Origin of the sequence: Leucobacter celer subsp. astrifaciens, from assembly GCF_001273835.1 — a bacterium.
In the GTDB taxonomy this organism is placed as follows: domain Bacteria; phylum Actinomycetota; class Actinomycetes; order Actinomycetales; family Microbacteriaceae; genus Leucobacter; species Leucobacter celer.
In genome coordinates this window covers 186,666-212,322 of sequence record NZ_JHEI01000135.1, presented here as the reverse complement: position 1 = coordinate 212,322, position 25,657 = coordinate 186,666, and the positions used below count along the sequence as shown (strand labels likewise).

Annotated in this window: 23 protein-coding genes and 1 pseudogene; 19 read left to right on the top strand and 5 right to left on the bottom strand. The window is 70.1% G+C overall.

Translation table 11 applies throughout. The features are described 5' to 3' along the window. The first annotated feature begins 157 nt into the window (after positions 1-157). From argC to AMS65_RS07415, 13 genes are all read left to right on the top strand, one after another. Positions 158-1,213 (top strand): N-acetyl-gamma-glutamyl-phosphate reductase, encoded by a 1,056-nt coding sequence (gene argC / locus AMS65_RS07475; protein WP_053383532.1) that lies wholly within the window; start codon positions 158-160, stop codon positions 1,211-1,213. Beyond that, the gene (gene argJ / locus AMS65_RS07470; protein WP_053383531.1) at positions 1,210-2,367 is read left to right on the top strand and encodes a bifunctional glutamate N-acetyltransferase/amino-acid acetyltransferase ArgJ; all 1,158 of its coding nucleotides are present in this window, start codon (positions 1,210-1,212) and stop codon (positions 2,365-2,367) included. The genes argC and argJ overlap by 4 nt, the downstream gene beginning before the upstream one ends. A 145-nt stretch (positions 2,368-2,512) precedes the next feature. After that, entirely contained in the window at positions 2,513-3,415 is a 903-nt protein-coding gene (gene argB, locus AMS65_RS07465) for an acetylglutamate kinase (RefSeq protein WP_053383530.1), read from the top strand. A gap of 283 nt (positions 3,416-3,698) precedes the next feature. Continuing rightward, positions 3,699-5,036, top strand: a complete 1,338-nt coding sequence (locus AMS65_RS07460) for an ABC transporter substrate-binding protein (RefSeq protein ID WP_053383529.1) — start codon at positions 3,699-3,701, stop codon at positions 5,034-5,036. A 12-nt stretch (positions 5,037-5,048) separates the two neighbouring features. Next, positions 5,049-6,404, top strand: a complete 1,356-nt coding sequence (locus AMS65_RS07455) for a carbohydrate ABC transporter permease (RefSeq protein ID WP_053383528.1) — start codon at positions 5,049-5,051, stop codon at positions 6,402-6,404. Next, positions 6,401-7,285: a carbohydrate ABC transporter permease gene (locus tag AMS65_RS07450; RefSeq protein WP_053383527.1), complete on the top strand. Its 885-nt coding sequence runs from the start codon at positions 6,401-6,403 to the stop codon at positions 7,283-7,285. Before AMS65_RS07455 ends, AMS65_RS07450 begins: the two co-directional genes overlap by 4 nt. Positions 7,286-7,306: 21 nt before the next feature. Beyond that, positions 7,307-8,020, top strand: a complete 714-nt coding sequence (locus AMS65_RS07445) for an HAD family hydrolase (protein ID WP_075200898.1) — start codon at positions 7,307-7,309, stop codon at positions 8,018-8,020. Next, on the top strand, positions 8,017-10,569 hold the full coding sequence (locus tag AMS65_RS07440; RefSeq protein WP_053383526.1) for a glycoside hydrolase family 65 protein: 2,553 nt from the start codon (positions 8,017-8,019) through the stop codon (positions 10,567-10,569). Before AMS65_RS07445 ends, AMS65_RS07440 begins: the two co-directional genes overlap by 4 nt. A gap of 53 nt (positions 10,570-10,622) precedes the next feature. Beyond that, positions 10,623-10,943: a ferredoxin gene (fdxA, locus tag AMS65_RS07435; protein WP_053383525.1), complete on the top strand. Its 321-nt coding sequence runs from the start codon at positions 10,623-10,625 to the stop codon at positions 10,941-10,943. A 4-nt stretch (positions 10,944-10,947) separates the two neighbouring features. Beyond that, positions 10,948-12,054, top strand: coding sequence for a succinyldiaminopimelate transaminase (gene dapC / locus AMS65_RS07430; RefSeq protein ID WP_053383524.1), 1,107 nt, complete (start codon positions 10,948-10,950; stop codon positions 12,052-12,054). A gap of 146 nt (positions 12,055-12,200) precedes the next feature. Beyond that, positions 12,201-13,499, top strand: a complete 1,299-nt coding sequence (locus tag AMS65_RS07425; protein WP_075200897.1) for a citrate synthase — start codon at positions 12,201-12,203, stop codon at positions 13,497-13,499. Between the two features lie 251 nt (positions 13,500-13,750). Further along, a complete protein-coding gene (locus tag AMS65_RS07420) occupies positions 13,751-14,494 on the top strand; it encodes a hypothetical protein (RefSeq protein WP_053383523.1) in 744 nt (247 codons plus the stop codon). Then, positions 14,476-14,793: a hypothetical protein gene (locus tag AMS65_RS07415; protein WP_053383522.1), complete on the top strand. Its 318-nt coding sequence runs from the start codon at positions 14,476-14,478 to the stop codon at positions 14,791-14,793. The genes AMS65_RS07420 and AMS65_RS07415 overlap by 19 nt, the downstream gene beginning before the upstream one ends. A 58-nt stretch (positions 14,794-14,851) precedes the next feature. Here the strand turns inward: AMS65_RS07415 and dapD are convergent, their stop codons facing one another. Continuing rightward, on the bottom strand, positions 14,852-15,808 hold the full coding sequence (gene dapD / locus AMS65_RS07410; protein ID WP_053383521.1) for a 2,3,4,5-tetrahydropyridine-2,6-dicarboxylate N-succinyltransferase: 957 nt from the start codon (positions 15,806-15,808) through the stop codon (positions 14,852-14,854). Positions 15,809-15,895: 87 nt separating this feature from the next. Between dapD and dapE the strand changes: the two genes are divergently transcribed. Beyond that, positions 15,896-17,023 (top strand): succinyl-diaminopimelate desuccinylase, encoded by a 1,128-nt coding sequence (gene dapE, locus AMS65_RS07405; RefSeq protein WP_053383520.1) that lies wholly within the window; start codon positions 15,896-15,898, stop codon positions 17,021-17,023. Between the two features lie 90 nt (positions 17,024-17,113). Next, entirely contained in the window at positions 17,114-17,284 is a 171-nt protein-coding gene (locus tag AMS65_RS18715) for a DUF3117 domain-containing protein (protein ID WP_075200896.1), read from the top strand. 175 nt (positions 17,285-17,459) lie between these two features. Here AMS65_RS18715 and AMS65_RS07400 read toward each other — a convergent pair whose 3' ends face one another. Further along, the gene (locus tag AMS65_RS07400) at positions 17,460-18,092 is read right to left on the bottom strand and encodes an O-methyltransferase (protein ID WP_053383519.1); all 633 of its coding nucleotides are present in this window, start codon (positions 18,090-18,092) and stop codon (positions 17,460-17,462) included. A 265-nt stretch (positions 18,093-18,357) separates the two neighbouring features. On the opposite strand from AMS65_RS07400, the gene AMS65_RS19385 reads away from it, so the two are divergent. Continuing rightward, positions 18,358-18,789, top strand: a complete 432-nt coding sequence (locus AMS65_RS19385) for a twin-arginine translocase TatA/TatE family subunit (protein ID WP_241489374.1) — start codon at positions 18,358-18,360, stop codon at positions 18,787-18,789. Positions 18,790-18,805: 16 nt separating this feature from the next. After that, positions 18,806-20,617, top strand: a complete 1,812-nt coding sequence (locus AMS65_RS07390) for a putative bifunctional diguanylate cyclase/phosphodiesterase (RefSeq protein ID WP_053383518.1) — start codon at positions 18,806-18,808, stop codon at positions 20,615-20,617. A gap of 43 nt (positions 20,618-20,660) precedes the next feature. Here AMS65_RS07390 and AMS65_RS07385 read toward each other — a convergent pair whose 3' ends face one another. The 3 genes and pseudogenes from AMS65_RS07385 to AMS65_RS07375 all read right to left on the bottom strand — a co-directional run bounded on the left by AMS65_RS07385 (position 20,661) and on the right by AMS65_RS07375 (position 23,786). Then, positions 20,661-21,827 carry an Mrp/NBP35 family ATP-binding protein gene (locus tag AMS65_RS07385; RefSeq protein WP_083451551.1) on the bottom strand — a complete coding sequence of 389 codons (1,167 nt, stop codon included), beginning with the start codon at positions 21,825-21,827 and terminating at the stop codon, positions 20,661-20,663. A 127-nt stretch (positions 21,828-21,954) separates the two neighbouring features. Next, positions 21,955-22,506 (bottom strand): annotated as a pseudogene (locus AMS65_RS07380) (DUF1003 domain-containing protein); the annotation flags it as partial. Then, the gene (locus tag AMS65_RS07375) at positions 22,503-23,786 is read right to left on the bottom strand and encodes a magnesium transporter MgtE N-terminal domain-containing protein (RefSeq protein ID WP_053383515.1); all 1,284 of its coding nucleotides are present in this window, start codon (positions 23,784-23,786) and stop codon (positions 22,503-22,505) included. The gene AMS65_RS07375 and the pseudogene AMS65_RS07380, both read right to left, overlap by 4 nt. 140 nt (positions 23,787-23,926) lie before the next feature. Here AMS65_RS07375 and AMS65_RS07370 point away from each other — a divergent pair, with 140 nt between their 5' ends. Next, a complete protein-coding gene (locus AMS65_RS07370) occupies positions 23,927-24,424 on the top strand; it encodes a general stress protein (protein WP_169787575.1) in 498 nt (165 codons plus the stop codon). A gap of 36 nt (positions 24,425-24,460) precedes the next feature. Further along, the gene (locus AMS65_RS07365; protein ID WP_053383514.1) at positions 24,461-25,621 is read left to right on the top strand and encodes a hypothetical protein; all 1,161 of its coding nucleotides are present in this window, start codon (positions 24,461-24,463) and stop codon (positions 25,619-25,621) included. The last annotated feature ends 36 nt before the right edge of the window (positions 25,622-25,657 follow it).

Sequence of the window (25,657 nt, the reverse complement as noted above, 5' to 3'; positions counted from 1 at the left end):
GATCCGCGGTGTATCTGCCGGAGAGTCGCTGAGCGGGCATATCTTCTGCCGATTCCAGATCTTCCGCAGCGCGGGACCTCCTGCGTGCCGCAGCGAGGTGTCGCGAGGTGCCAGAATAGGAGAGTTCTGTGTGCGAGGCCGAGAGCGAGGAGCGTCGATGACTTACAGCGTTGCGGTGGCGGGCGCGAGCGGCTACGCCGGCGGTGAGCTGCTGCGACTGCTCGCCGCGCACCCCGAGTTCGAGATCCGCACCGTCACCGGCCACTCGAGCGCCGGCCGGCCGCTGGTCGAGTCGCAGCCGCACCTGCGCTCGCTCGCGCACCTGACCCTGGGGGAGACCGCCCCCGAGGTGCTCGACGGCCACGACCTCGTGTTCTTCGCGCTGCCGCACGGCGCCTCGGGAGCGCTCACCGCGCAGCTCTCCGACGTGCGCCTCGCGATCGACTGCGGAGCGGATCACCGTCTCACGAGCGCCGACGACTGGGCCGCCTTCTACGGCGGCGAGCACCACGAGCCCTGGAGTTACGGCGTGCCCGAGCTGCTGGTCGCCGGCGCGGAGGGCGGCAAGCAGCGCGCGAATCTCGTCGGGGCGGCGCGGATCGCGGCCCCGGGTTGCAACGCCTCGACCGTGGCGCTGTCGCTCGCGCCCGGCATCGCGGCCGGCGTCATCGAGGCGCGGGATCTGGTGAGCGTGCTCGCGGTGGGCCCGAGCGGCGCCGGCAAGGCCGCGAAGACCCACCTGCTCGGAGCCGAGCTCATGGGCACGGCCAACCCGTACGCGGTCGGCGGCACGCACCGGCACATCCCCGAGATCAGGCAGGCGCTGCGGGGCGCCGGCGCCGTCGAAGAGCCGAGCATCAGCTTCACCCCGGTGCTGGTTCCCATGAGCCGCGGCATCCTCGCCACCTCCACCGCCCGCCTCGCGCCGGGGGCCACCTCCGCCGATGTACGCGCCGCCTGGGAGGACGCCTACGGGGATGAGCCCTTCGTGCAGCTGCTGCCGGAGGGCGGGTTCCCGCGCACGGCCGACACGCTCGGGGCGAATACCTGCCTCATGGGGCTCGCGGTCGACGAGGCCGCGGGGCGCGTCGTCGTGGTGGCGGCCCTCGACAACCTCGCCAAGGGCACCGCGGGGGCCGCGATCCAGTCGGCCAACATCGCACTCGGCCTCCCCGAGACCACCGGACTCACCATGAATGGAGTTGCACCGTGACCGTCACGACCCCCCGGGGCTTCCGCTCCGCCGGCATCGCCGTCGGCCTCAAGAGCACCGGCAAGCCCGATCTGGCACTCGTCGTCAACGACGGCCCGGAGCCCGCGAGCGCGGTCGTCTTCACGAGCAATCGCGCCCAGGCCAACCCCATCCTCTGGAGCCGCAAGGTCGCGCAGAACGGCGCGGCCCGCGCGATCGTGCTCAACTCGGGCGGCGCGAACTGCTTCACCGGCGACTTCGGCTACGAGACCACCCGGCTCACGGCCGAGGCCGTCGCGGCGTCGCTGGGGCAGGACGACCCCGAGCGGATCCTCGTCTGCTCGACGGGACTCATCGGCACGGGCGACCAGGCCTTCCGCGACAAGATCGTGAACGGCGTGCCGGCGCTCGCCGCGGCTCTCTCATCCGACGACACGACCGCGCCGGCGGCGATCCTCACCACGGACTCGGTCGAGAAGACCGCGGTGTTCGAGGGCGACGGCTGGACGATCGGGGCGATGGCGAAGGGCGCGGGCATGCTCGCTCCGGGACTCGCGACGATGCTCGTCGTGATCACGACCGATGCCCGGCTCGACGATGCGGCGCTGGATCGCGCGCTGCGGCGCGCCACCGCGGTGAGCTTCGACCGGCTCGACAGCGACGGCTGCATGTCGACCAACGACCAGGTGACGCTGCTCGCGAGCGGCGCATCCGGCATCACTCCCGACGAGGACCGGTTCGCGGAGGCGCTCGCCGGGGTGTGCGACGCCCTCGCGGCGCAGCTGCAGGCCGACGCGGAGGGCGCGAGCCACGACATCGACATCGAGGTGCGCGGGGCCTCGAGCGAGGCCGACGCTGTCGAGGTGGCCCGGTCGGTGGCGCGCAACAACCTCTTCAAGGCCGCGATCTTCGGCAACGACCCGAACTGGGGCCGCGTGCTCGCCGCGATCGGCACGACCGATGCCGCGTTCGATCCGTATCAGGTCGACGTCTCGTTCAACGGCGTGCGCCTCTGCCACGCCGGCGGGCCCGACCGCCCGGTCGAGGAGTGCGACCTCACCCCGCGTCGCACGCGCGTGGAGATCGAGCTCTTCGCCGGCGAGCAGACGGCCACCGTGCGCACCAACGACCTGACGCACGACTACGTGCACGAGAACAGCGCGTATTCGTCGTAGTCCGGTCACGGGCTTCTTGGCGTCATTCTGCGCGAGCCTGCGAGTCGCAGAATCTAGGGTGGATGATTGGATCCTGCGACTCGCTAGCGCTCGCGCAGGATGACGGAGCGGTGAGAACGCGAAGCACGACGAGAAACGGGAACAGATGACCACGACCACGAGAACCCTCGACCACGAGCACGCCTCCGCGAAGGCGCAGGTGCTCATCGAGTCGCTTCCGTGGCTCAAGAAGTTCCGCGGCGCGATCATGGTGATCAAGTTCGGCGGCAACGCGATGATCAACGACGCCCTCCTCAAGGCGTTCGCCGAGGACGTGGTGTACCTGCGGCACACGGGGATCCGGCCCGTGGTGGTGCACGGGGGCGGCCCGCAGATCAACGCGATGCTGGCGCGCCTCGGCATCGAGAGCGAGTTCAAGGGCGGCTACCGCGTCACCACGCCCGAGACCATGGACGTGGTGCGCATGGTGCTCACCGGCAAGGTGAACCCGGAGCTGGTCGATGAGATCAACGCGCACGGGCCGCTCGCGGCCGGGACGACGGGCGAGGACGCCGGGCTCTTCGTCGGCCGCCGGCGCCCGCCCGTCGAGGTCGACGGCGAACAGGTGGACCTCGGCCTCGTCGGCGATGTGGTCGACGTGCGCGTGGATCCCGTGCTCGCGCTGCTCGACGCGGGGCTGATCCCCGTGGTCTCCTCGATCGCCCCCGACGTGGACCGGCCGGGCGACTCCCTCAACGTCAACGCCGACGCCGCGGCCTCGGCGCTCGCGGCCGCGCTGGGCGCCGAGAAGCTCGTCATCCTGACGGATGTGGCGGGTCTCTACGCGAACTGGCCGGATCGCGACTCGCTCGTGTCGTCGATCACCGCCGCGGAGCTCGGCGAGCTGCTGCCGAGCCTCGAGTCGGGCATGATCCCGAAGATGCGCGCGTGCCTCGACGCCGTGCGCGCCGGCGTGCCGAAGGCGGCGATCATCGACGGCCGCGAACCGCACTCCGTGCTGCTCGAGATCTTCACGGAGCGGGGCATCGGCACCGAGGTCACTCCCTGAGCGCAACGATCCGGGGCTATCGGCGCTCAGCCGACCGCCGCGCGGACGGAAGGGGCTCCTGATCAGGGCTCCCGGCGGATCGAAATTGAGATAACGATCCGGGATCGCTTCGTCCGGCTTGCAGAGGCGGCGACGATTTTGGCTAGCCTGGAAGGTGGAAGCGTCGCCGCTTCGCACATCCGGTGGAGTTGCTTCGCTTCGCCCGGCGCTGGGTTCGGTACTCCTGAGCCTGCACGGGGCCTGTCAACGACGGAATGCTGGACGGAGTGCTTTCATGTGTGCGATGGGAATCTCGAAGACTTCGGGGCGCGGGCGGCGACGCCTGGCCACGGCGGCGGCCGGAATCGCCGCGGTGGCACTGGCGCTGACGGGCTGCGCATCGGGCGGCGGAGGCGATACCGGCGGTGACGCCGGAGGCGGTGCTGCGGGCGACGAGTTCGCCGGCGAGACGCTGAACGTCGCGGCTGCGTGGTCCGGTGCCGAGCAGCAGAACTTCGAGGCGGTACTGGCGGAGTTCGAGCACCGCACGGGCGCGAAGGTCAACTACACGAGCTTCGGCGACAACGGACCGACCTACATCCGGGGTCAGCTCGAGGGCGGCAGTCCGCCGAACGTAGCGGTTCTCGGCCAGCCGGCGCTCATGCAGTCCCTGGCAGAGGAGGGCGACATCCTCCCGGTCGGAGACGCGGTGAGATCCGCCGTCGAAGAGAACTACTCCGAGTCATGGATCGATCTCGGCAGCGTCGACGGCGAGCTCTACGGCGTCTGGTTCAAAGCCGCGAACAAGTCGACGGTCTGGTACAACGCCGACATCTACGACGAGGCCGGGGCGGTGGCCCCTGAGGACTGGGACGACTTCCTGACGCAGTTGGGCCTGGTCAGCGATGCGGGCTACGCCGGCATCTCGATCGGCGCCGATGTGGGCTGGCCGCTGACCGACTGGTTCGAGAACGTCTACCTGCGCACCGCCGGTCCCGAGATGTACGATCAGCTGACCGATCACGAGATCCCCTGGACCGACGACTCCGTGAAGGAGGCGCTCGAGGTGCTGGCCACGCTGTGGGGCAGCGATCTTGTGCAGCCGGGCGGAGATCAGCGCGACTTCCCGACCAGCGTGACCGAGGTCTTCGGCTCCGACCCGCAGGCCGGGACCGTCTTCGAGGGCGACTTCGTGGCGGGCAACATCGCAGCCGACGGCAACTCGACGGTCGGCGAGAACGCGCTGTTCTACGACTTCCCGGCGATCAACGGGTCGGCGCCCGCGGTGGTGGGCGGCGGCGACGTCGCCGTGCAGTTCACCGACGACGATGCGACGAATGCGCTCATGGAGTTCCTGGCCTCGCCCGATTCCGCCGAGATCTGGGTGCCCGCCGGCGGGCTCACCTCGCCGAACGGCGGGGTCGACACCTCGCTCTACCCCGATGACATCTCGCGGCAGATCGCTGAAGCGCTCACGAGCGCCGAGGCCTTCCGCTTCGACATGTCGGATCTGACGCCGAGCGCCTTCGGCGGCACGCCGGGTCAGGGCTTCTGGCAGGAGATGATCTCCTTCTACCAGGACCCGAGCGATGTCGACGGCGCGGCGCAGCGTCTCGAGGACGCCGCGGCCGCGGCGTACTGATCGAGACCGACCATGAGTCGGACGCTCACGGTTCCGGTGCAGATCCGTGGTCGCGGACGCAGTGTTCGCGGCCACGGCCGTCTGCGGCGATGGCTGCTCCTCGCGGGCTTCCTCGGCCCGGCGCTCGTGGTACTCGGCGCGCTCGTCGTGTACCCGATCGTCTACACGGTGGTGCGCTCGTTCTTCGATCGACGGGGCACCGCGTTCGTCGGGTGGCAGAACTACGTCACCATGTTCACCAACGAGACGACCTTCACGGCGATCCGCAACAACCTCATGTGGGTGGTCGTCGCGCCGGTGACGGTGACCATGATCGGGCTGATCTTCGCGGTGCTCATCGACAAGCTCGGCTGGAAGACGGTGTTCCGCCTGATCGTGTTCATGCCGATGGCGATCTCGATGCTCGCGGCGGGCGTGATCTTCCGCGGCATGTTCCAGGAGAACCCGCAGCTGGGGGTCGTGAACGCCGCGATCGTGAGCGTGCAGAGCATCTTCGGCGAGCAGTCGAGCTATCCCGGCGCGAAGCCGCGCGAGGGGGTCGGGATCGAGGCCGAGGGCGGCATCATCGTCTCGAGCGACCCGGTGCAGGCCGGGCAGACGCGCGACTTCCCGCTCACCGGGGTCCGGCAGAGCGCGCTCTCGGAAGAGGCCATCGACGCCCGTGCTGCCGAAGCGCCATCGGCGACCGAGATCTCGGGAACCGTCTTCCTCGACGTCGTACGCGGAGGCGGCGGTACGAGCGGTGAGATCGAGGCGGGCAAGAAGGGACTCGAAGGCGTGCGCGTCGACGCGGTCGATGCCGACGGTGCGATCCGCGGCTACGCGACCACCGGTGCCGGAGGCACGTTCACGATAGACGGGCTCGAGGCGGGCCAGAGCTACCGGGTCGCCCTGCCCGCCGCGAACTTCGACGCCGGCGCGCAGGGGGTGTCGTGGCTCAGCGCCTCGTTCATCAACATCGTCGTGATCCTCTCGTACGTCTGGATCTGGGCCGGCTTCGCGATGGTCATGATCGCGTCGGGGCTGTCGGCGATGGACCGCTCGCTGCAGGAGGCGGCGCGCACCGACGGCGCGAACGAGTGGCAGATCTTCACCCGGATCACCGCGCCGCTGCTCGCGCCCGTGCTGATCGTGGTGTTCGTCACGCTCGTCATCAACGTGCTGAAGATCTTCGACCTCGTCTACGTGATTCCGCCCGGCGCGTCGAAACCGGCGGCCAACGTGATCGCCGTCGAGATGTGGACGGTCTCGTTCGGCGGGGGCAACAACCAGGGCCTCGGTTCCGCGCTCGCGATCCTGCTGCTGATCCTGGTGCTGCCGTCGATGATCGTCAACGTGCGCCGATTCAAAGAGGAGCGAAGCCGATGAGCGAGACGATCTCCCCTCCGCGGCGACGCACGTCGCGCGTCGCCCAGCGCATCGCCCGCTTCGCGACCAGCGGCTTCGTCAACGTGATCCTGCTGGTCATCGCGGTGTTCTGGCTCGTGCCGACGGTGGGGCTGCTGCTCACCTCGTTCCGCAGTGCGGGCGACAACGCCGCGAGCGGATGGTGGACCGTGTTCACGAAGCCCGCGGAGCTGACGATCCAGAACTACGCCAACCTGCTGTCGAACCCGACGATCACGGGGTCGTTCTGGAACACGATCGTGATCGCCGTTCCCACGACGCTGCTGGTCGTCGCGATCGGTGCGCTCGCCGCCTACGCGTTCGCGTGGCTGCACTTTCCCGCCAGGGACTGGCTGTTCATCGCGGTCATCGTGCTGCTCGCGGTGCCCCTGCAGGTGGCGCTGATCCCGCTCGCGAGGCTCTTCGGAGCGCTCGGCATCTTCGGCAGCGTGGTCGGCGTGATCCTGTTCCACACCGCGTTCGGCCTGCCGTTCGCCATCTATCTGCTGCGGAACTTCTTCATCCAGATCCCGGAGGAGATGCTCGAGGCCGCGCGCATCGACGGAGCGAGGGACTGGCGCATCTTCTTCCAGATCATGCTGCCGCTCGCGCTGCCGGCGATCGCCTCGCTCGCCATCTTCCAATTCCTGTGGACGTGGAACGACATGCTCGTCGCGCTGATCTTCACGAACAGCGACTCGCAGCCGCTCACTGTTGCGATTCAGTCACAGCTGCGTCAATTCGGTGCGAACATCGATGTTCTCTCGGCGGGGGCGTTCTTGTCGATGCTGGTGCCGCTGGTAGTGTTTTTCGCGTTCCAGCGATACTTCGTGCAGGCTCTGCTGGCGGGATCGCAAAAGTAGCTTCCGAGAAGGGCTGGCCGTTTGATCGACAGTTATGACGCCTATCTGTTCGATCTCGATGGGGTGCTGACGCCCACCGTCGAGTTGCATCGCCGCGCGTGGGCCGAGACATTCGACGCGTTCTTCGCCGAGCGCGGCCTGGCACCCTACCGCGAGGCCGAGTACTTCGCCTCCCTCGACGGGCGCAGCCGGTTCGAGGGCGTGCGCACGCTGCTCGACGCCCGCGGGATCCCGCTTCCGGAGGGTGAGCCGGGCGACGCGGGCTTCGAGACCGTCATCGGCATCGGCAACCGCAAGAACCTCGCCTTCACCGAGGTGCTCGAGCGCGACGGCATCGACCCCTACCCGGGATCGACGCTGCTGCTCGATCGGCTGGCCCGGCTCGACCGACCGCTCGCGGTCGTGTCGAGCTCGCGCAACGCCGAAGCGGTGCTGGGCGCGGCGGGGCTGCGCGATCGATTCGCAGCGGTGGTCGACGGGCTGGTCGCGGAGCGGGAGGGCCTGCCGGGAAAGCCCGCACCGGACACCTTCCTGCGCGCGGCCGATCTGCTGGGCGCCGTACCCGAGCGGACCGTCGTGATCGAGGACGCCGGATCCGGGGTCGCGGCGGGCCGCGCCGGCGGATTCGGACTGGTCGTGGGTGTGGACCGCGGAGCGGGGCGCGACGCGCTGGAGGCGGCGGGCGCCGATCTGGTCGTGACGGACCTCGCCGAACTCGTGGAGGCGGACGCATGAACCCCGAGCTGTTCGACGTGCCGGTGAGAGAACTGCACCGCGACTTCGGTGAGGATCCCTGGCGCCTCGTGGTGCACGGCCTCGACCCCGCGCTCTCCGGGCAGGACGAGACGCTGTTCTCCCTGGGCAACGGCTACCTGGGACTGCGCGGCAACCACGAGGAGGGGCTGCCGCTCGGCAGCCACGGCACCTTCGTCAACGGCCTGCACGAGACCTGGCGCATCCAGCACGCCGAGAGCGCCTACGGTTTCGCCGAGCACGGCCAGACCATCGTCAACGCGCCGGACGCGAAGACGATCCGCATCTACATCGATGACGAGCGCCTCAACCTGGCGTCCTCCGAGATCGTCGATATGCAGCGGATTCTCGACCTGCGGGCGGGTACCCTCACACGATCGCTGCTGTGGTTGACGCCGACGGGAAAGCGGGTGCGCGTCGAGACGCGCCGCATGGTGTCGTTCGAGGCGCGGCACATGGCCACGCTCGAGATGCGGATCACCGTGCTCGACGCCGACGCCGATCTCACCGTGTCGAGCCTCGTCATCAACCGGCAGGATCTCGGCCGGATCCACACGGAGCAGCCCTCCGACGCAGCCGGAGCCGCCGACCCGCGGAAGGCCGAGCAGCTGACGGAGCGGATCCTCGATGCCGGTCCGGCGCTGCACGACGGCGGCAGGAGCGTGCTCAGCTATCGCGTGCACAACTCGGGCATGGGGCTCGGCGTGGGCGTCGACCACACCTTCGACGGCGGGAGCGACGGCGCCGAGGGGTGGCTCACCCGGGTGGAGACGTCGCCGGATCGGGTGCGGCACATGTTCCAGGGCGTCGCGCTGCAGGGGAGGACCGTGCGACTCGTGAAGACGATCGCCTACCACTCCTCGGCGACGGCCGGCCTCACCGAGATGCTCGACCGCTGCGTGCACACCCTCGAGAGCGTGGCGGCCGAGCCGCCCGAGGCCCGCTGGGACGCGCAGCGCGAGTTCCTCGATGCCTTCTGGGATCGCAGCGACGTGCGCGTCGAGGCCGAGCCGGGCGTGCAGCAGGCCATCCGCTGGAACCTGTTCCAGCTCGCGCAGGCCGCGGCGAGGGCCGATGGACGCGGGATCGCCGCGAAGGGGCTCACGGGATCGGGGTACAGCGGTCACTACTTCTGGGACTCCGAGGTCTACGCGCTGCCCTTCCTCAGCTATACGACGCCGTTCTGGGCGCGCAACGCACTGCGGTCGCGGGAGCGCATGCTGCCCAAGGCCCGGCTGCGGGCGGCGATGCTGAACGAGGAGGGCGCCCTGTTCCCGTGGCGCACCATCAACGGCGAGGAGGCCAGCGCCTACTACGCCGCCGGCACCGCGCAGTACCACATCAACGCCGACATCACCCACGCGCTCGCGCGCTACGTCTCCGCGACGGGCGACATCGAGTACCTGCTGTCCGGCGCCTGCGATATCCCGGTCGAGACGGCCCGGCTCTGGACCAGCCTCGGGTTCTGGCGCACCGACGCCGATGGCGAGCGGCGCTTCCACATCCACGGCGTGACCGGTCCCGACGAGTACACCACCGTGGTCAACGACAACCTCTTCACCAACGTGATGGCGCGCTTCAATCTGCGCTTCGCGGTCGAGGTGGTGCGCCGGATCGCCGCCGAGGCCCCGGAGGACTACGCGCTGCTGCTGAGGCGCGTGCAGCTGGAGCCGGACGAGGTCGACGCGTGGGAGCAGGCCGCCGAGGGGATGTGCGTGCCCTACTCCGAGGAGCTGCACGTGCATCCGCAGGACGCGCACTTCCTCGAGCGCGAGATGTGGGATCTCGCCGCGACCCCTCCCGAGCAGAAGCCCCTGCTGCTGCACTTCCACCCGCTCGTCATCTACCGCTTCCAGGTGCTCAAGCAGGCCGACGTGGTGCTGGCGCTGCTGCTGGCGAGCGACGAGTTCACGCGAGAGGAGAAGCGGCGCGACTTCGAGTACTACGACGCGCTGACCACGGGCGACTCGACGCTCTCGGCGGTCGTGCAGTCGATCATCGCCGCCGAGGTGGGCTATCGCGAGCTCGCCTACCGCTACTTCGAGCATGCGCTGCGCGTCGATCTCGACGACCTGCACCACAACTCCGCCGATGGCGTGCACATCGCCTCGTGCGGCGGCGTGTGGATGACGCTGGTGCAGGGCTTCGCTGGGATGCGCGACGCCGGGAGGCGCCTGAGCTTCGACCCGCGCCTGCCCGGTCACTGGGGCTCGCTGAGCTTCTCGCTGGCGTGGCGCGGACGCCGCATCGGCGTGACCCTCGAGCAGTCGCGGATCCGCTTCGAGATGCTCGAGGGTGACCGGCCGGTGACGGTGCAGGTGCGGGGCGAGCAGGTGGAGATCCGGCCCGGCGCACCCGTCGAGGTGGCGCTCGAGGACCAGGGCGACGATCTCGGCCCGTTCCGCGGGCTCTCCGCGGGAATCCTTCCCCGAGAGGGGGACACCGGGGTGCTGCCCGTTCTGCTGCCGGAGGTGCCGACGGTCACGACCTCCATCCCGACGCTCCCGGCGGAGGCCCCCGCCCGAGAGTAGGATGGAGCCGTCTCGGATTCCATCCGACCTCACCCGAGTGAAAGGCGGGCATCGTGACCTATGTGATCGCTCTTCCATGCGTCGACGTGAAGGATCGCGCGTGCGTGGACGAGTGTCCGGTCGACTGCATCTACGAGGGCGAACGCTCGCTCTACATCCACCCGGATGAGTGCGTCGACTGCGGCGCCTGCGAACCCGTGTGCCCGGTCGAGGCCATCTACTACGAGGACGACGTGCCGAACGAGTGGGCCGACTACTACAAGGCCAACGTGGAGTTCTTCGACGAGATCGGCTCGCCCGGGGGCGCGGCCAAGGTGGGGGTCTACGACTTCGACCACCCGATCATCGCGGCGCTTCCGCCGCAGGGCGAGTAAGCGCATGCGGGGAGATCTTCCCGACTACCCCTGGGACGCGATGGCGCCCTACGCCGAGGAGGCCGCGCGCCACCCGGGCGGCGCGCTCAACCTGTCGGTGGGGTCGCCCGTCGATCCCTCGCCCGCGAGCGTGCGAGAGGCGCTCGCCGCCGCCACCGACGCGCACGGGTACCCGGCGACGGCGGGCTCCGGCCCGCTGCGAGAGGCCATCGTCGAGTGGTTCGCGCGCCGTCGCGGAGTGACGGTCGCCCCGAGCGCGGTGCTGCCCACGGTCGGTTCGAAGGAGCTCGTCGCGCTGCTGCCGTTCCTGCTGGGGCTCGGTCCCGGAGAGGCCGTGGTCTTCCCGCGGATCGCCTACCCGAGCTACCAGATCGGGGCGGCGCTCGTCGGCGCCGAGGCGGTGCCGAGCGACGACCCCGCCGAGTGGCCGGAGCACACGAGGCTCGTGTGGCTGAACTCCCCGTCGAACCCCGACGGGCGTGTGATGGACGTCGAGGCGCTGCGGGCTGCGGTCTCCCGCGCCCGCGAGCTCGGCGCGGTGATCGTGGGCGACGAGTGCTACGCCGAGTTCGGCTGGGAGGCGCCGTGGGATGCGGAACCGATCCCGTCGATCCTCGATCCGCGTGTGGTCGGAGACGACCAGCGGGGTGTGCTGAGCGCATACTCCCTGAGCAAGCAGTCGAACCTCGCGGGGTACCGGGCCGCATTCGTCGCCGGCGACGCGGAGCTCATCGCCCGGCTGCTGACGGTGCGCAAGCACGCCGGCCTCATGCAGCCGGCACCCGTGCAGGCCGCCATGATCGCGGCGCTGGGCGACGACGTGCACGTCGACGAGCAGCGCGAGCGCTACCGCTCCAGGCGTGAGGTGCTGCGACCGGCCCTCGAGGCCGCGGGATACCGCGTCGAGGGCAGCGAGGCGGGCCTCTACCTGTGGGCGACGCGGGGGCGCGACGCCTGGGAGAGCGTGGCGGAGTTCGCTCGGCTCGGGATCGTGGTGGGGCCGGGGCACTTCTACGGCGACCACTCGCCGCAGCACGTGCGCCTCGCGCTCACGGCGAGCGACGACGCGATCGCGGCGGCTGCGGATCGTCTGCGGCACTCGGTCGTCTGAATCGCATTTCGCTCGACGTCGAGATACTCTAGGGGGCGTGCCCCGCCGAACCGCGGTGCGAATCGGCCCTCCCGGAGCCGATAGGGTGGAGGAGTGGCGGTGTCACATCCGATGCCCAGCCAGCGATAGACCCACGAGGAGACGACGTGACCGAATCGACTCAGAGCCAGGGCCAGGCCACGGCGCAGCTGACATTTCCCGGCGGATCCGCCGAGCTGCCGATCCTGGAGGCCGTCGACGGTCACTCGGCCATCGACGTGAGCACGCTCACCCGGCAGAGCGGCTACACGGCTCTCGACTACGGTTTCGTTAACACCGCTTCGACGAAGTCTTCGATCACCTACATCGACGGCGAGCAGGGCATTCTGCGGTACCGCGGCTACCCCATCGAGCAGCTCGCGCAGCACTCGACGTTCCTCGAGGTCTCGTACCTGCTCATCTACGGCGAGCTGCCCACTGCTGACGAGCTCGCGGCGTTCGATGACGAGATCCGCCGGCACACGCTGCTGCACGAGGACATGCGCTACTACTTCGAGGGCGTGCCGCACACCGCGCACCCCATGGCGGTGCTGTCGGGCGGTCTGCAGACGATGTCGACCTACTACGAGAACTCGCTCGACACCACGGTGCCCGAGTTCGTCGAGGTGAACACGATCCGCCTGCTGGCGAAGCTCCCCGTGCTCGCCGCATACGCGCACAAGAAGTCGATCGGTCAGGCCTTCCTGTACCCGGACAACGACCTCAACTTCGTCGAGAACTTCCTGCGTCTCAACTTCGGCAACAAGGCCGAGAAGTACGTGATGAACCCGGTGCTCGTCGACGCGCTCGACAAGCTCCTCATCCTCCACGCCGACCACGAGCAGAACGCCTCGACCTCGACGGTGCGCCTCGTCGGCTCGACCGGGGCCAACATGTTCTCCTCGATCTCGGCCGGCATCAACGCGCTCTCGGGCCCGCTGCACGGCGGGGCCAATGAGGCCGTGCTCGACATGCTCGCGCAGATCCGCGATTCGGGCCAGAGCGTCGAGACCTTCGTCGAGAAGGTGAAGCGCAAGGAGGACGGTGTGAAGCTCATGGGCTTCGGGCACCGCGTCTACAAGAACTACGATCCCCGCGCCCGCATCGTCAAGGAGAGCGCCGCCCGAGTGCTCGAGGAGCTGGGCGTCAACGACCCGCTGCTCGGCCTCGCGCAGGAGCTCGAGCAGATCGCGCTCGAGGACGACTACTTCAAGGAGCGCAAGCTCTACCCCAACGTCGACTTCTACACCGGCGTCATCTACAAGGCCATGGGCTTCCCGACGCGCATGTTCACCGTGCTGTTCGCCATCGGCCGCCTGCCCGGCTGGATCGCCCAGTGGCGCGAGGCGCGCCTCGATCCGCAGACGAAGATCGGCCGGCCGCAGCAGCTCTACATCGGCTCGGGGGAGCGGCACCTGAATCGCTAGCGGTTCGGGTACGGGTGGTGCCCCGGCGCTTCGCTCACAGCTCGGAGCGCCGTCCACCCCAAAACTCCTCTTCGCGCGTCAGTTCTTGTCGCCTCGCCCGAGGTTTGGCGACAAGAACTGACGCGCGAGGTCGTATTTCGGGCGGAATCGATGGCGAGCGGCGTGAACTGAGGCCTGGGAGAGCTCCGGGTCAGGGGATCTACCTGTGGAAAGCGTCCGCGAGATCGACCGGATGCGTGCAGGGTGGACGCATGCCGATTCCTGCCTCACCGCTGCCGCCCCGACTCCCCGAGCTGTTCTCCGTGGCTTCCGCCGCAGAGGCGGGTGTGACCCCGACTCGGCTGCGGGCCGCGGATCTGAGCGCGCCGCGGCGAGGGGTTCGGGCACGGGGTGCCCTCGCGGCGGTCCGGGATCCCGTCGCGCGCGGCGGGGATCCGCTCGATCGCGCCGAGCTCTCGCCCGACCGCTACGAGCGCGCACTCGACGACGAGCTGCGTCGGATCCGGGAGTTCGCACAGGTGATGACCGCGCGCCAGTTCTTCAGCCATCGCAGTGCCGCGTTGCTCTGGGGCGCCCCGGTTCCGTACGAGCCGGATGCTCCGGTGCACGCGAGTGTCCTGCGCCCGGTGCGATCGCCGCGCGCCATCGGCGTCGTGGGGCACGGGCTCACCGGAGCGTACTGCGCGGTCACCGAGCGCGCCGGCGTGCGTCTGACCACGCCGGCGTGCACCTGGGTGCAACTGGTGGACCTGCCGATCCCGGATCTCGTCGCGCTCGGAGACTTCTTCGTGCGGCGCTACCGGGAGGGGCACGGGCGTCCCGACGCGGGGCGCCCGCCGCTCGCGACCTGCACGAGGCCGCGATCGCGGGCCGCCGGCGCGGTGGGCGGAAGCTCTTGCAGGCGCTCGCCCTGGTGCGGGAGGATTCGTGGTCGCCCAGGGAATCGACGACGCGGCTTGCGCTGCTCGAGGCGGGGTTGCCGGAGCCCGAGCTGAACGGCGACGTCTACGACGGTCGCGGGGTCTTCCTCGCCTGCATCGACCTGCTCTATCGGCGCTACCGCGTGGGCGTCGAGTACCAGGGCGAGGCGCACTGGGAACGCTACTCGGGCGATGTCGACCGCCTCGACGCACTCCGTGCCGACGGCTGGGAGATGATCGAGGTGACGAAGACGCTCGCACACCGCCCCGGTGAGGTCGCCGCCCGGGTGGAACGCGCGCTGCGCCGGCGCGGCTGGCCGGACGCCCCAGGCCCATGGTTCGCGCGTCAGGAGTTGTCGCCAAAATCGAGGTGAGGCGACAACTCCTGACGCGCGAAGATGAAGATGCGGGCGGGCCGCTTCGGGGTGGGGGCTACGCGTGCAGCGCGGCGTTGAGCTCGATGCCCGAGCCCTCGCGGGGGAGCGCCTCCACGGCGCCGGTCTTCGAGTTGCGGCGGAACAGCAGCTTCGGCAGCCCCGAGAGCTCAAGCGCCTTCACCTCGATGGGCTCGCCCGCCGACTCCGAGGTGCCCTTCGGCAGTACGACCTTGGTGCCGGCCGTCACGTAGAGCCCGGCCTCCACCACGCTGTCGTCGCCCAGCGAGATACCGATCCCGGAGTTCGCCCCGAGCAGCGCGCGCTCGCCGATCGTGATGCGTTGCGTGCCGCCGCCCGAGAGCGTGCCCATGATCGAGGCGCCGCCGCCGATGTCCGAGCCGTCGCCGACCAGGACGCCCTGCGAGATGCGCCCCTCGACCATCGACGCGCCCAGCGTTCCGGCGTTGAAGTTGACGAAGCCCTCGTGCATGACGGTGGTGCCCGGCGCGAGATGCGCCCCGAGACGCACGCGCGATGCGTCGGCGATGCGCACGCCCTGCGGCACCACGTAGTCGGTGAGGCGGGGGAACTTGTCCAGCCCGACCGCGGTGATCCCGGCGCGCTTGAGCCGGGGCAGCCGCGCCGCGTAGTCCTCGGGCAGCATGGGGCCGGCGGTGGTCCAGGCCACGTTGGGCAGCTGCCCGAAGATGCCGTCGAGGTTGATGGAGTTGGGCAGCACGAGGCAGTGCGACAGCAGGTGTAGCCGGAGGTAGGCGTCCTCGGTGGATGCCGGGACCGCGTCGAGGTCGATCTCGACGTTCACGGGTCGGAGCTCGACGCCGCGGTGCTCGTCGGCTCCGGCGAGGCCCTCCAGGTCGGCGGACGCGATCCAGGGATCGCGATCCTCGGGGCGTCGGCCCAGCTGCGGAGCGGGGAACCAGGCGTCGAGGACGGTGCCGTTCGACGCGATCGTGGAGATACCGGCGGACCAGGCGAAGCGCGTTGCAGTCATGGCCACTATCGTATCGCTGCAGGGGCGGGCGGAGCGTCGCGTGACGTCCCACGGCGCCGCGACCGCGTGTGCTCTAGGCTGGATCGGGTGAGCACCCCAGCGCCTCTTCTTCTGGACATCGCAGCGGGCCCCGTCGAACTGACGCGGCAGCTGTGCGACATCCCCTCCGTCTCGGGCGACGAGCGGGCGATCGCCGATGCGGTCGAGGCCGCTCTGCGCACGCACGCCCCGCACCTGCGAGTGGTGCGCGACGGCGACACGATCGTCGCGCGTACCGAGCTCGGGCGCGCGAAGCGGGTCGCGATCGCCGGTCATCTCGACACGGTGCCGATCAACCGCAACCTGCCGGTGCGCGACGAGGTCGACGCGGCGACGGGCGAGGCCGTGATCTGGGGTCGCGGGACCGTCGACATGAAGGCGGGGGTCGCGGTGCAGCTGGCGCTCGCGGTCGAACTGAAGGATCCCACGGTCGACCTGACCTGGATCTGGTACGACCACGAGGAGGTGGCGTCGGATCTGAGCGGGCTGGGGCGCGCGATGCGGAACCGTCCCGAACTCTTCGCCGCCGACTTCGCGATCCTGGGGGAGCCGTCGAACGGCACCATCGAGGGCGGCTGCAACGGAACGCTGCGGGCCCGCGTGACGATGCGAGGCCGGCGCGCGCACTCGGCCCGCGGCTGGATGGGCGTGAACGCGATCCACCGCGCCGGCGAGCTGCTGCAGCGGCTCGCCGCGTACGAGGCCGAGCGGGTCGTCGTCGACGGGCTCGAGTACCGCGAGGGACTCAACGCCGTGCACGTCGAGGGAGGGGTGGCCGGTAACGTGATCCCGGATCACTGCTCCATCGAGGTCAACTACCGCTTCGCCCCGAGCCGCTCGGGCGAAGAGGCCGCCGACTTCGTGCGCGAGTTCTTCTCCGACGCCGACGAGGTGGAGATCGTGGACCTGGCACCGGGCGCCCGGCCCGGCCTCGACGCTCCGCTCGCCCAGCGCTTCGTCGCCGCGGTCGGGGTCGAGCCCACCGCGAAGTTCGGCTGGACCGACGTGTCGCGATTCTCCGCGCTCGGCATCCCCGCGGTCAACTTCGGCCCGGGCGATGCGCTGCTCGCGCACGCCGACGATGAGCGGGTTCCCGTCGCTCAGATCGAGTTCACGGCCTCGGCGCTGCGCTCCTGGCTCACCGGTGGCGGCGCCGATGCAGGCCGCGCCACTTGAATTCTGCGTAACGCGGCGGCTCCGAGTTCGCCCTCGCCTCCGTTCGCCCGATAAAATAGGCGTGTAACACCAATTCTGCAAGGAGGCGTCATGGCTGCAATGAAACCGAGGACTGGGGACGGACCCATGGAGGCGGTGCGCGAGAGCCGACTGATCGTCGTGCGAGTGCCGCTCGAAGGCGGTGGGCGCCTCGTGGTGTCGGTGAACGACCAGGAAGCGGCTGAACTGCGCGACGTGCTCGCCGCAGTGCTCGACGGCTGACCGCACCAATCGGCGCTGCTCTCCGAGTCAGCGGTGCAGGAATGCTGTCGGCTCGGAAGGCCGCGACACCGAGGTGCTGCGATACCGAGGCCTGTGCGCCGAAGGACTGCAGTGCGAAGCCCCCGAGGATCTCGAGATCCTCGGGGGCTTCGGCGTGCCGCGGCGGTGCGCGGGATCAGCCGTCGAGTCTGACGAGTGTGAGCACTCCGTCTCCGGCGGGTGACAGTACCGGGGCGATGGCGGGCGACTCGGCGACGAGCGCGAGGAGGTCCCGGCACGCGAGCGTGGCCTCGTCGCGTGCTGCGGGATCGGGCACTCGGCCGTGGGCGAACGCGCCGGGCACGACGATGCAGCCGCCGGGGCGCACGATGTTGAGGGCGTGCTCGAAGAGTTCGAGCAGCTGGCCGGGGTCGGCGTCGAGCAGCACCAGATCGTAGGCGGCGAGGTTGAGCCGGGGCATGACGTGCCGCGCGTCGCCCTCGATGAGCCGCAACCGCGAGACGGGGATTCCGGCGTCTGCGAAGACGGACTTCGCCTCCCGCAGGTGCTCCGGCTCGATCTCGATGGAGGTGAGCGTGGCCTCCGAGGCGTAGCGCAGCAGCGACAGGCCGCTGACGCCGACTCCGGTGCCGACCTCGCAGACGGTCTTCGCGCGGGACAGGACGGTCAGCGCCGAGAGCTGCGCCCCGATGGAGCGGCTGACCGGCTCGATCCCGAGTTCCAGCGACAGGCGCCGTGCCCGCACGAGTGCGTCGGTCTCGCCGGGGTACTGCTCGGCGTACTGCCAGTTGCGTTCGAGCTTGCTCACGTTCTCCTCCGAGGGTCGCAACTCCGGGCGGGTTGCTCGAGTGGGGCTGTTCTGGGCCGGGCGCCCGGGTGCGGGGTCCGGGATCCGGGCCTCGCGCTCTCCTCCTAGCGTAGATGCCCGGCGCGGCTCCGGGCGGCCACCACGCGCTATCGGGCGAAGTGCGCGATGCTCGGGCCCGATCCGCGTACGGGCGCGACACGGCGCGCGATACTCGCACTCGTCGCGGCTCACCGTTGCCCTCGCGAACGAGTAGCATGGGGGAGTGATGGGGCTCACGATAGATAAGATCCTGGTGATCATGGTGATCGCCATGTTCGTGCTGGGCCCCGAGCGACTGCCGATGTACGCCAAGAAGCTCGGTGAATTCGTGCGCAGCATCAAGCGCATGACCGACGGCGCGAAGGATCGCCTGCGCGACGAGATGGGCCCCGAGTTCGACGAGGTCGACTGGAAACAGCTCGACCCCCGCCAGTACGACCCCAGGCGCATCATCCGCGATGCTCTTGTCGAGGACGAGCGCGAGGCGCGTCTGGCCGCGCGGCGAGAGCGCGCCTCCGAAGCCGCGGCGCGACGGGCCGCGGTTGCCGAGGCGGCCGGCTCCGGCGATGCCGCGGCCGCCGTGGGAGACGCTGCCACCGCTGTCGCGGACGGTCCCGCGCAGACCCCGCGAGTGCGCTTCGATGAGGAAGCGACGTAGCGGGGAGGACTGCCGTATGAACACGCAGGGGCCGGAATCTCCGCCCGCGGGAGCATCGGAACGGTCCGGCTCCGTCTCCGCATCCGACCGGGAGATCGACCAGATCCTGGACGCGCTGAGCACGTACTCGATCATCGCGATCACCGATCGCACAGGGGTCATTCAGCACGTCAACGACCGCTTCTGCGAGATCTCGAAGTACTCCCGCCGCGAACTCATCGGGCGCACGCATCGTGTCGTCAACTCCGGTCGCCACTCGCGGGAGTTCTTCGAGGAGATGTGGCGGGTCATCGGCGGGGGCGCGGTCTGGACCGGGGAGATCTGCAACCGCGCCAAGGACGGGGCCGAGTACTGGGTCGACACCACCATCATCCCGCTGCGGGATGAGCACGGCCGCACGGAACGCTTCCTCGCGATCCGCACCGAGGAGACGCAGCGGCACCTCGCGGAGGACGAGGCCCGTCAGCTCGCCCACTTCGACGGGTCGACGGGCCTCGCCAACCGGACGTCGATGCTGCGCGCCGTCGAGCGGACGCTCGCGATGCAGCCGCGCGGCGAGTTCTGCGCCTACGTCTCGTTCAGCGTCGACGAGCTGTCGGCCGTCAACGACGCCTTCGGCTACGAGGCGGGCGATCTCCTGCTGCGCGATGCCGCGGCCGGTCTGCGCGGGATCGAGCGCGAGGGACTTCGGTCCGCGCGCATGGGATCCAACACCTTCGGCGTGCTGCTGACCGAGCTGGGGGACGAACAGCGCCAGGCTGAGTCCCGCTGCCTGGACGCCGTCGAGCAGGTGCTCTCGACGATCAACGGAGCCTCCGATCTGCCGTCGGGCATGGTGCTCGACGTCTCGGCCAGCCTGGGGTTCGTGCTGTGGGCCCGGCCGGGAACGCGGGCGGCCTCGGGCGAGCCCGCCACCTCGGATGGCGACTGTCCGCTCGACGACTACATCGAGTCCGAGGATTCGGCGGAGATCATCAAGTGCGCCGATGTGGCGCGCAAGCGTGCACGACGGACGGGCGGGCAGTTGCGGGTGCGCCGGTTCCGGCAGCGCATGCTCGACGAGGCGCAGGAGCGGGTGCGGCTCTTCTCCGAGCTGCGGCGCGGTATCGAGCGGGGCGAGCTCCGGCTCTTCGCGCAGCCGATCGTGGACCGGCATCGCAACATGATCGGGGAGGAGGGGCTCATCCGCTGGCTCAGCCCGGAGCGCGGCCTGGTACCGCCGGACGCCTTCATCCCGCTCGCCGAGCAGACCGGCCTCATCATCGAGATCGGCGACTGGGTGCTGGAGGAGGCCTGCCGAGTGCTGAGCTCGTGGAACGGCGATCCCGAGCGCCGCGAGCTCACCTTCTCGATCAACCTGAGCGAGCGTCAGCTGCACGCGGATGATTTCGCGGAGCGAGTGCACCGGATCCTCTCGCGGCACGACATCTCTCCGGGGCTGCTCAAGTTCGAGCTGACCGAGAGCGTGCTGCACACCGATCTGGATCGCACGATCCGCATGCTGGGCCTGCTGCGGGCCGAGGGTGTGCTCGCGTCGCTCGACGATTTCGGCACCGGCTACTCCTCGCTGAGCTATCTGCGCCGCCTGCCGGTGCAGCAGCTCAAGATCGACCGCTCGTTCGTGTCGTCGGTGGTCGATGACGAGCACACGGCCGCGATCACGCAGACGATCGTGCAGCTGGGGCGCACCTTCGGGCTGCAGGTCGTGGCCGAGGGCGTGGAGACGGAGGCGCAGTTCGAGGCGCTCTGCGAGCTGGGAGTCGACGCCTTCCAGGGATATCTCTTCGCCCGACCGAGACCGGTCTCGGAGACGCTCGCGGCGCCGTAACCGAGCGCGGGGCCGAGTACGGCGCCGAGTACGGCGAGGCGGCTCAGCGCGGTGCGATCCCCAGCGGCCGGCCCGCGAGGCCGCGGCCGAGATCGATGACGCGGCGCGCCACGCGCAGCACCTCTGCCGCCGCGGGATCCCGAGGGGCGCCGAGCACCGCGGGTTCTCCCCGGTCCCCGGCCTCTCTGAACGACGGACTCAGCGGCACGCTGCCGAGCAGCGGCACCTCCTCAGGCTCCTCCCCGCCCGGAGCCGCCGTGCTCAGACGTTCGGCGACGAGGCGGCCTCCGCCGCTGCCGAACACGTCGAGCACGGTGCCGTCCGGCTGCACGAGCCCGGCCATGTTCTCGACGACGCCGATGACCCGCTGTCCGGTCTGCCTGGCCACGAGCGCGCTGCGCACGGCCACGTCGGCCGCCGCCTCCTGCGGTGTGGTCACCACGAGCACCTCCGCCTGGGGCAGCAGCTGACCCACGCTGATCGCGATGTCGCCCGTGCCCGGCGGCAGATCGAGCAGCAGCACGTCGAGGTCGCCGAACCAGACGTCGCGCAGGAACTGCTCGACGGTGCGGTGCAGCATCGGTCCGCGCCACGACACGGCCGTGCTGCGCGGATCGGCGTCCCCGAGGAACATTCCGATCGAGATCACCTTCACGCCGAAGGCCACGGGGGGCAGGATCATGTCGTCGACTCGGGTGGGCTGCTCCGTGCGACCGTCGCGGCTGAGGCCGAGGATGCCCGGGATCGAGAACCCGAACACGTCGGCGTCGACGAGGCCGACGGTGAGTCCCTGGGCCGCCATCGCCACCGCGAGTCCCGCGGTGAGCGACGACTTGCCCACACCCCCCTTCCCGCTCGTGACGGCGATGACGCGGGTCAGCGAGTCGGGTCCGAACTGCTGCGGGCGTGATCCTCGATCGCCGCGCACCCGTTCGATGAAGGCGCGGCGCTGCTCGGGGGTCATCACGCCGACGTTCACCGCGGCTTCCGAAACGCCTGCGGCTCCCCGGGCCGCGGCGAGCACGTCGGCCTCGATGCGGCGGGCGGCGGGGCAGCCGGCGATGGTGAGCAGGATCGACACCTCGGCGCGACCCGCCTCGTCCACATCGATCTCCTGCACCATCCCCAGCTCGGTGATGGGCCGGAGGATCTCCGGGTCGCGAACCCGCTCGAGGGCCGCCCAGACCGCCCGCTCAGCGTCGGTCGTCATCCGGGTTCTCATCGGGGGATCGCGTCTCGGCCTCGGCGTCGCGGGATTCGAGCTGCTCCGGATCATCCTGCGACGGGGAGGAGGCCGCACGGGCGTCGGCTTCCTCCTGCGCGGTGCTCTCTTCTTGCGCGGTGCGCTCCTCCTGCGCGTCGGCCTCGCGCTGTTCCTCGGCGAGATCCGCGAGCAACGCGCGCAGCTCGGCGCGGACGAAGTCGCGGTCGGGCAGATCCTTGATGGCGAGTCGCAGCGCGACGACCTCACGGGCCAGGAACTCCGTGTCGGCGAGGTTGCGCTCGGCGCGCTGACGGTCCTGCTCGATCTGCACGCGATCGCGGTCGTCCTGCCGGTTCTGCGCGAGCAGGATCAGAGGTGCCGCGTACGAGGCCTGGAGCGAGAGGATGAGCGTGAGCGCGGTGAAGCCGAGCGCTGCGCTGTCGAAGCGCCACGGCTCGGGGGAGGCGGTGTTCCACACGAGCCAGAGCACGCAGAACACGGTGAGCACGAGCAGGAACCAGGGGGTGCCCATGCCCCGGGCGATGCCCTCGCTCCACCGGCCGAACCGTTCGTTGCTCGTCGCGCGGCGATCCCCGCCCGGCTCGACGGCGCGTCCGGCGCGCCCGCCCGCGGTGAGCGGCGCGCCGAGATCGGGATCTCGCTTCAGTCGATTGAAGAGGCTCATCGGGCGGTTCCCGATCCGCTGCTCTGCGCCGGTTCGTCATCGGCGTGACGCCAGTCGTCGGGCAGGAGGTGATCGAGCACGTCGTCGACGGTGACCACGCCGACGAGATGGTTCTGCTCGTCGACCACGGGCATCGCGACGAGGTCGTAGCTCGCGAGCCGGCGCGACACCTCGGCGGCGCTCGCCCCGACGGTGACGGGCTCCATCTCGGTGTCGATGAGCGAGACGAGGCGCTCGTGCGGGGGGAAGCGCAGCATGCGCTGGAAGTGGGCCATGCCGATGTACTCGCCGGTGGGCGTCTCGTAGGGCGGGTGCGTCACGTAGACGGCGGAGGCCATGGCGGGCGGGATCTCGGCGCGCCGGATCATCGCCAGCCCCTCGGCCACGCTGGACTCGCCCGAGAGCACGATCGGGGCGGGGCTCATGAGGCCGCCCGCGGTGTCCGCGTCGTACTCGAGCAGGCGGCGCACGTCCTCCGCCTCCTCGGGCTCCATGAGGTCGAGCAGCTCCTCGCCCTTCGCGGTGGGCAGAGCCGAGATGAGGTCGGCCGCATCGTCCGGTTCCATGCGGTCGAGCACATCGGCCGTGCGGTCGGACGGCAGCTGGGCGAGCAGCGCGAGCTGATCCTGCTCGCTCATCTCCTCGAGCGCGTCGGCCACGCGCTCGTCGGGCAGCTCGTCGATCACCTCGAGCATGCGGTGCTGGGGCAGCTCGAGCAGCGCCTCGGCCAGGTCGGCCGGCTTCAGATCGACCATCGTCTGGATCAGCAGCTCGGCCGATTGCGATCCGGCGCCCGCGCTCGGCCACCGCAGCTCCGACCAGCGCACGATGCGCGAGTCGCCGCGGCTGAACGGCGCGGCGGGCTTGGGCAGGCGCACGAAGACCTCGGAGACGAGCCACTCGCCCGAGCGGCTGCGCTCGATCGCGGCGTCCTCGATGCGCGCGGTGGCGACGGTGCCGCCCGGCTGCTCGGGTGCGAGCTGGACGTCGCGGCCGATGAGCTCGGCGATCATGCGGGTCTCTCCGCCGCGCTGCTCGAAGCGGCGCACATTGATGAGGCCCGTCGTGATGACCTGGCCCGACCCGATCGAGGTGACGCGCCCGATCGGCACGAACACCCTCCGTTTGCCCGGGATCTCGACGATCAGACCGACCACGCGGGGCGCGCCCGCCGACCTGAAGACGACCAGCACGTCGCGCACCTTGCCGATCCGGTCGCCGACCGGATCGAACACACTGCGCCCGGCGAGGCGCCCGACGAAGACCCTCGAAACACTCACACCACTACGCTACCCCTCCTGGGCTCGGCGCGGTGACCCGGTTGCGCTCTCCGAGCACGCATGTCGCGCGCGAGGCCGGGTTCGCCAGGCGCGGAATCCCCGTGCCGCCGCCGCGGGGCCGGAAGTGGGAGAATCGGGGTATGAGTACTCCAGGTCCCTTCCGTTCTTCGCGCGTACCGATGATGCCCGAGATCCCGAAGGGGGAGATCGTCTCCACCTACGACCGCTACGAGCACGCGAAGCACGCGGTCGACGTGCTCGCGCGCGCGAGCTTCCCGGTGCAGCAGATCAGCATCGTGGGCAATGACGTGCGCAGCGTCGAGCGGGTCACCGGCCGTCTCACCTACGGCCGCGTCGCCCTCATGGGAGCGCTCTCCGGCGCCTACCTCGGTCTGTTCCTCGGCATCCTGCTGTTCATCTTCCAGCCCGACAACACGGCGATCTTCGGCGTGTTCATCGCCGCCGTGGTGATCGGCGCGGGCTTCGGCATGCTCTTCGGAGTGCTCTCGTACGCGATGAACCGCAACCGCCGCGACTTCTCGTCGGTCATGCAGATGGTGGCGAGCCGCTACGACCTGGTGACCGAGCCGGAGCTCGTGCATCAGGCGCGCCAGATCCTCACCGCCTCCGTGCAGTAGCGGGGCGCCGGGATGGGGGAGCCGCGGAAGCGGCGAATGCCGGTCTGGCTCGGCTGGGTCGTGGTCGTGGTCGTGCTGGGGGCGATCTTCGGCCTGCCGCCGCTCATGAGATACGTCGAGGCGCCACCGATCTCAGAGTCGTTCGGGATCGAGGACGCGGTCGTGGCTCTGCGGCTCGAGGCCCGGGACACGCCGTATCTGGTGCTCGTGAACGAGGCCGGCCAGACGCGCTCGGCGCGAGTCGAGGAGCGCGGCTTCGAGCACTCGCGAATCGCCTGGTCGGAGGCGGGGCTGAGCACGGGGGACCGGGGCCACGAATATCTGCTGGGCGAGAGCGGGCTCGTAGAGATGCCGCTGCCCGCTTCCAAGGAGGCGCGCAGCGAGCGGGAGCGTCTCGTGACGGACTCGGGCTTCACCGTGCTGAACGGCTCGGCAGAGGGCCAGGAGGCGGTCTTCGTGGATGCCGCCTCCGGTGAGTCGTCGCTGGTCGACATCGGATACGTGAACCCGGAGTGGGCGGCCTGCGGCGGTGAGGTCGTCGCGGTGCGTGAATCCGCGGTGCAGACGGTGACCCCGTCCACCCGGGACTTCGACGGGCTCGGAATGTTCGATGGGATCGAGAGCCTCGCATGCGACGCCGGCCGCGCCTACGGGCTGAGCGAGATATCGGACCGCGGAGCGTCGCGGCAGGCGCTGCGGGTGTGGGATCGCGCGACGGACGGCGTCGGCGCCTTCGAGGTGCGCTATCCGGAGGTCGTGCGCGGCTGGCGATCGAGCTCGCTGTTCGCGCGCGAGGGGCGGCTCTACTGGGCCGTGGACCAGCAGCTGTGGTCGGTGCGGCCGCCCGCTTCGGGGGGTCGGGATCCGCGCGCGGAGGGCGAGCTGCCGGTGGTGGAGGCCGGGCCGGTCGTCGAGCTCGGCGGGCGCATCGGCGACTACTACCCGGTAGTGGGGACGGACGAGGGGCTGCTCGCGCCCGAGGCGGGCCGCCTATACGGCGTCGCCGTGGACGAGGAATGGGTGAAGCGCTCCAAGGGTCGCTCGTACGATCGGCTCGATGGGCTGGCGATCTTCAGCGTCGACGCGGCGACGGGCGAGCGGCGCCTCGAGATCGAGATCGACGACATCGACTTCCCCCGGCGCGACCTCCGGGTGACGGCGATCGCCGTCGATCCCGGGTGGGCGACCGGGCGCTGAGCTGATCCGTCGGTTGGGCCTGTCGAAACCAGGATC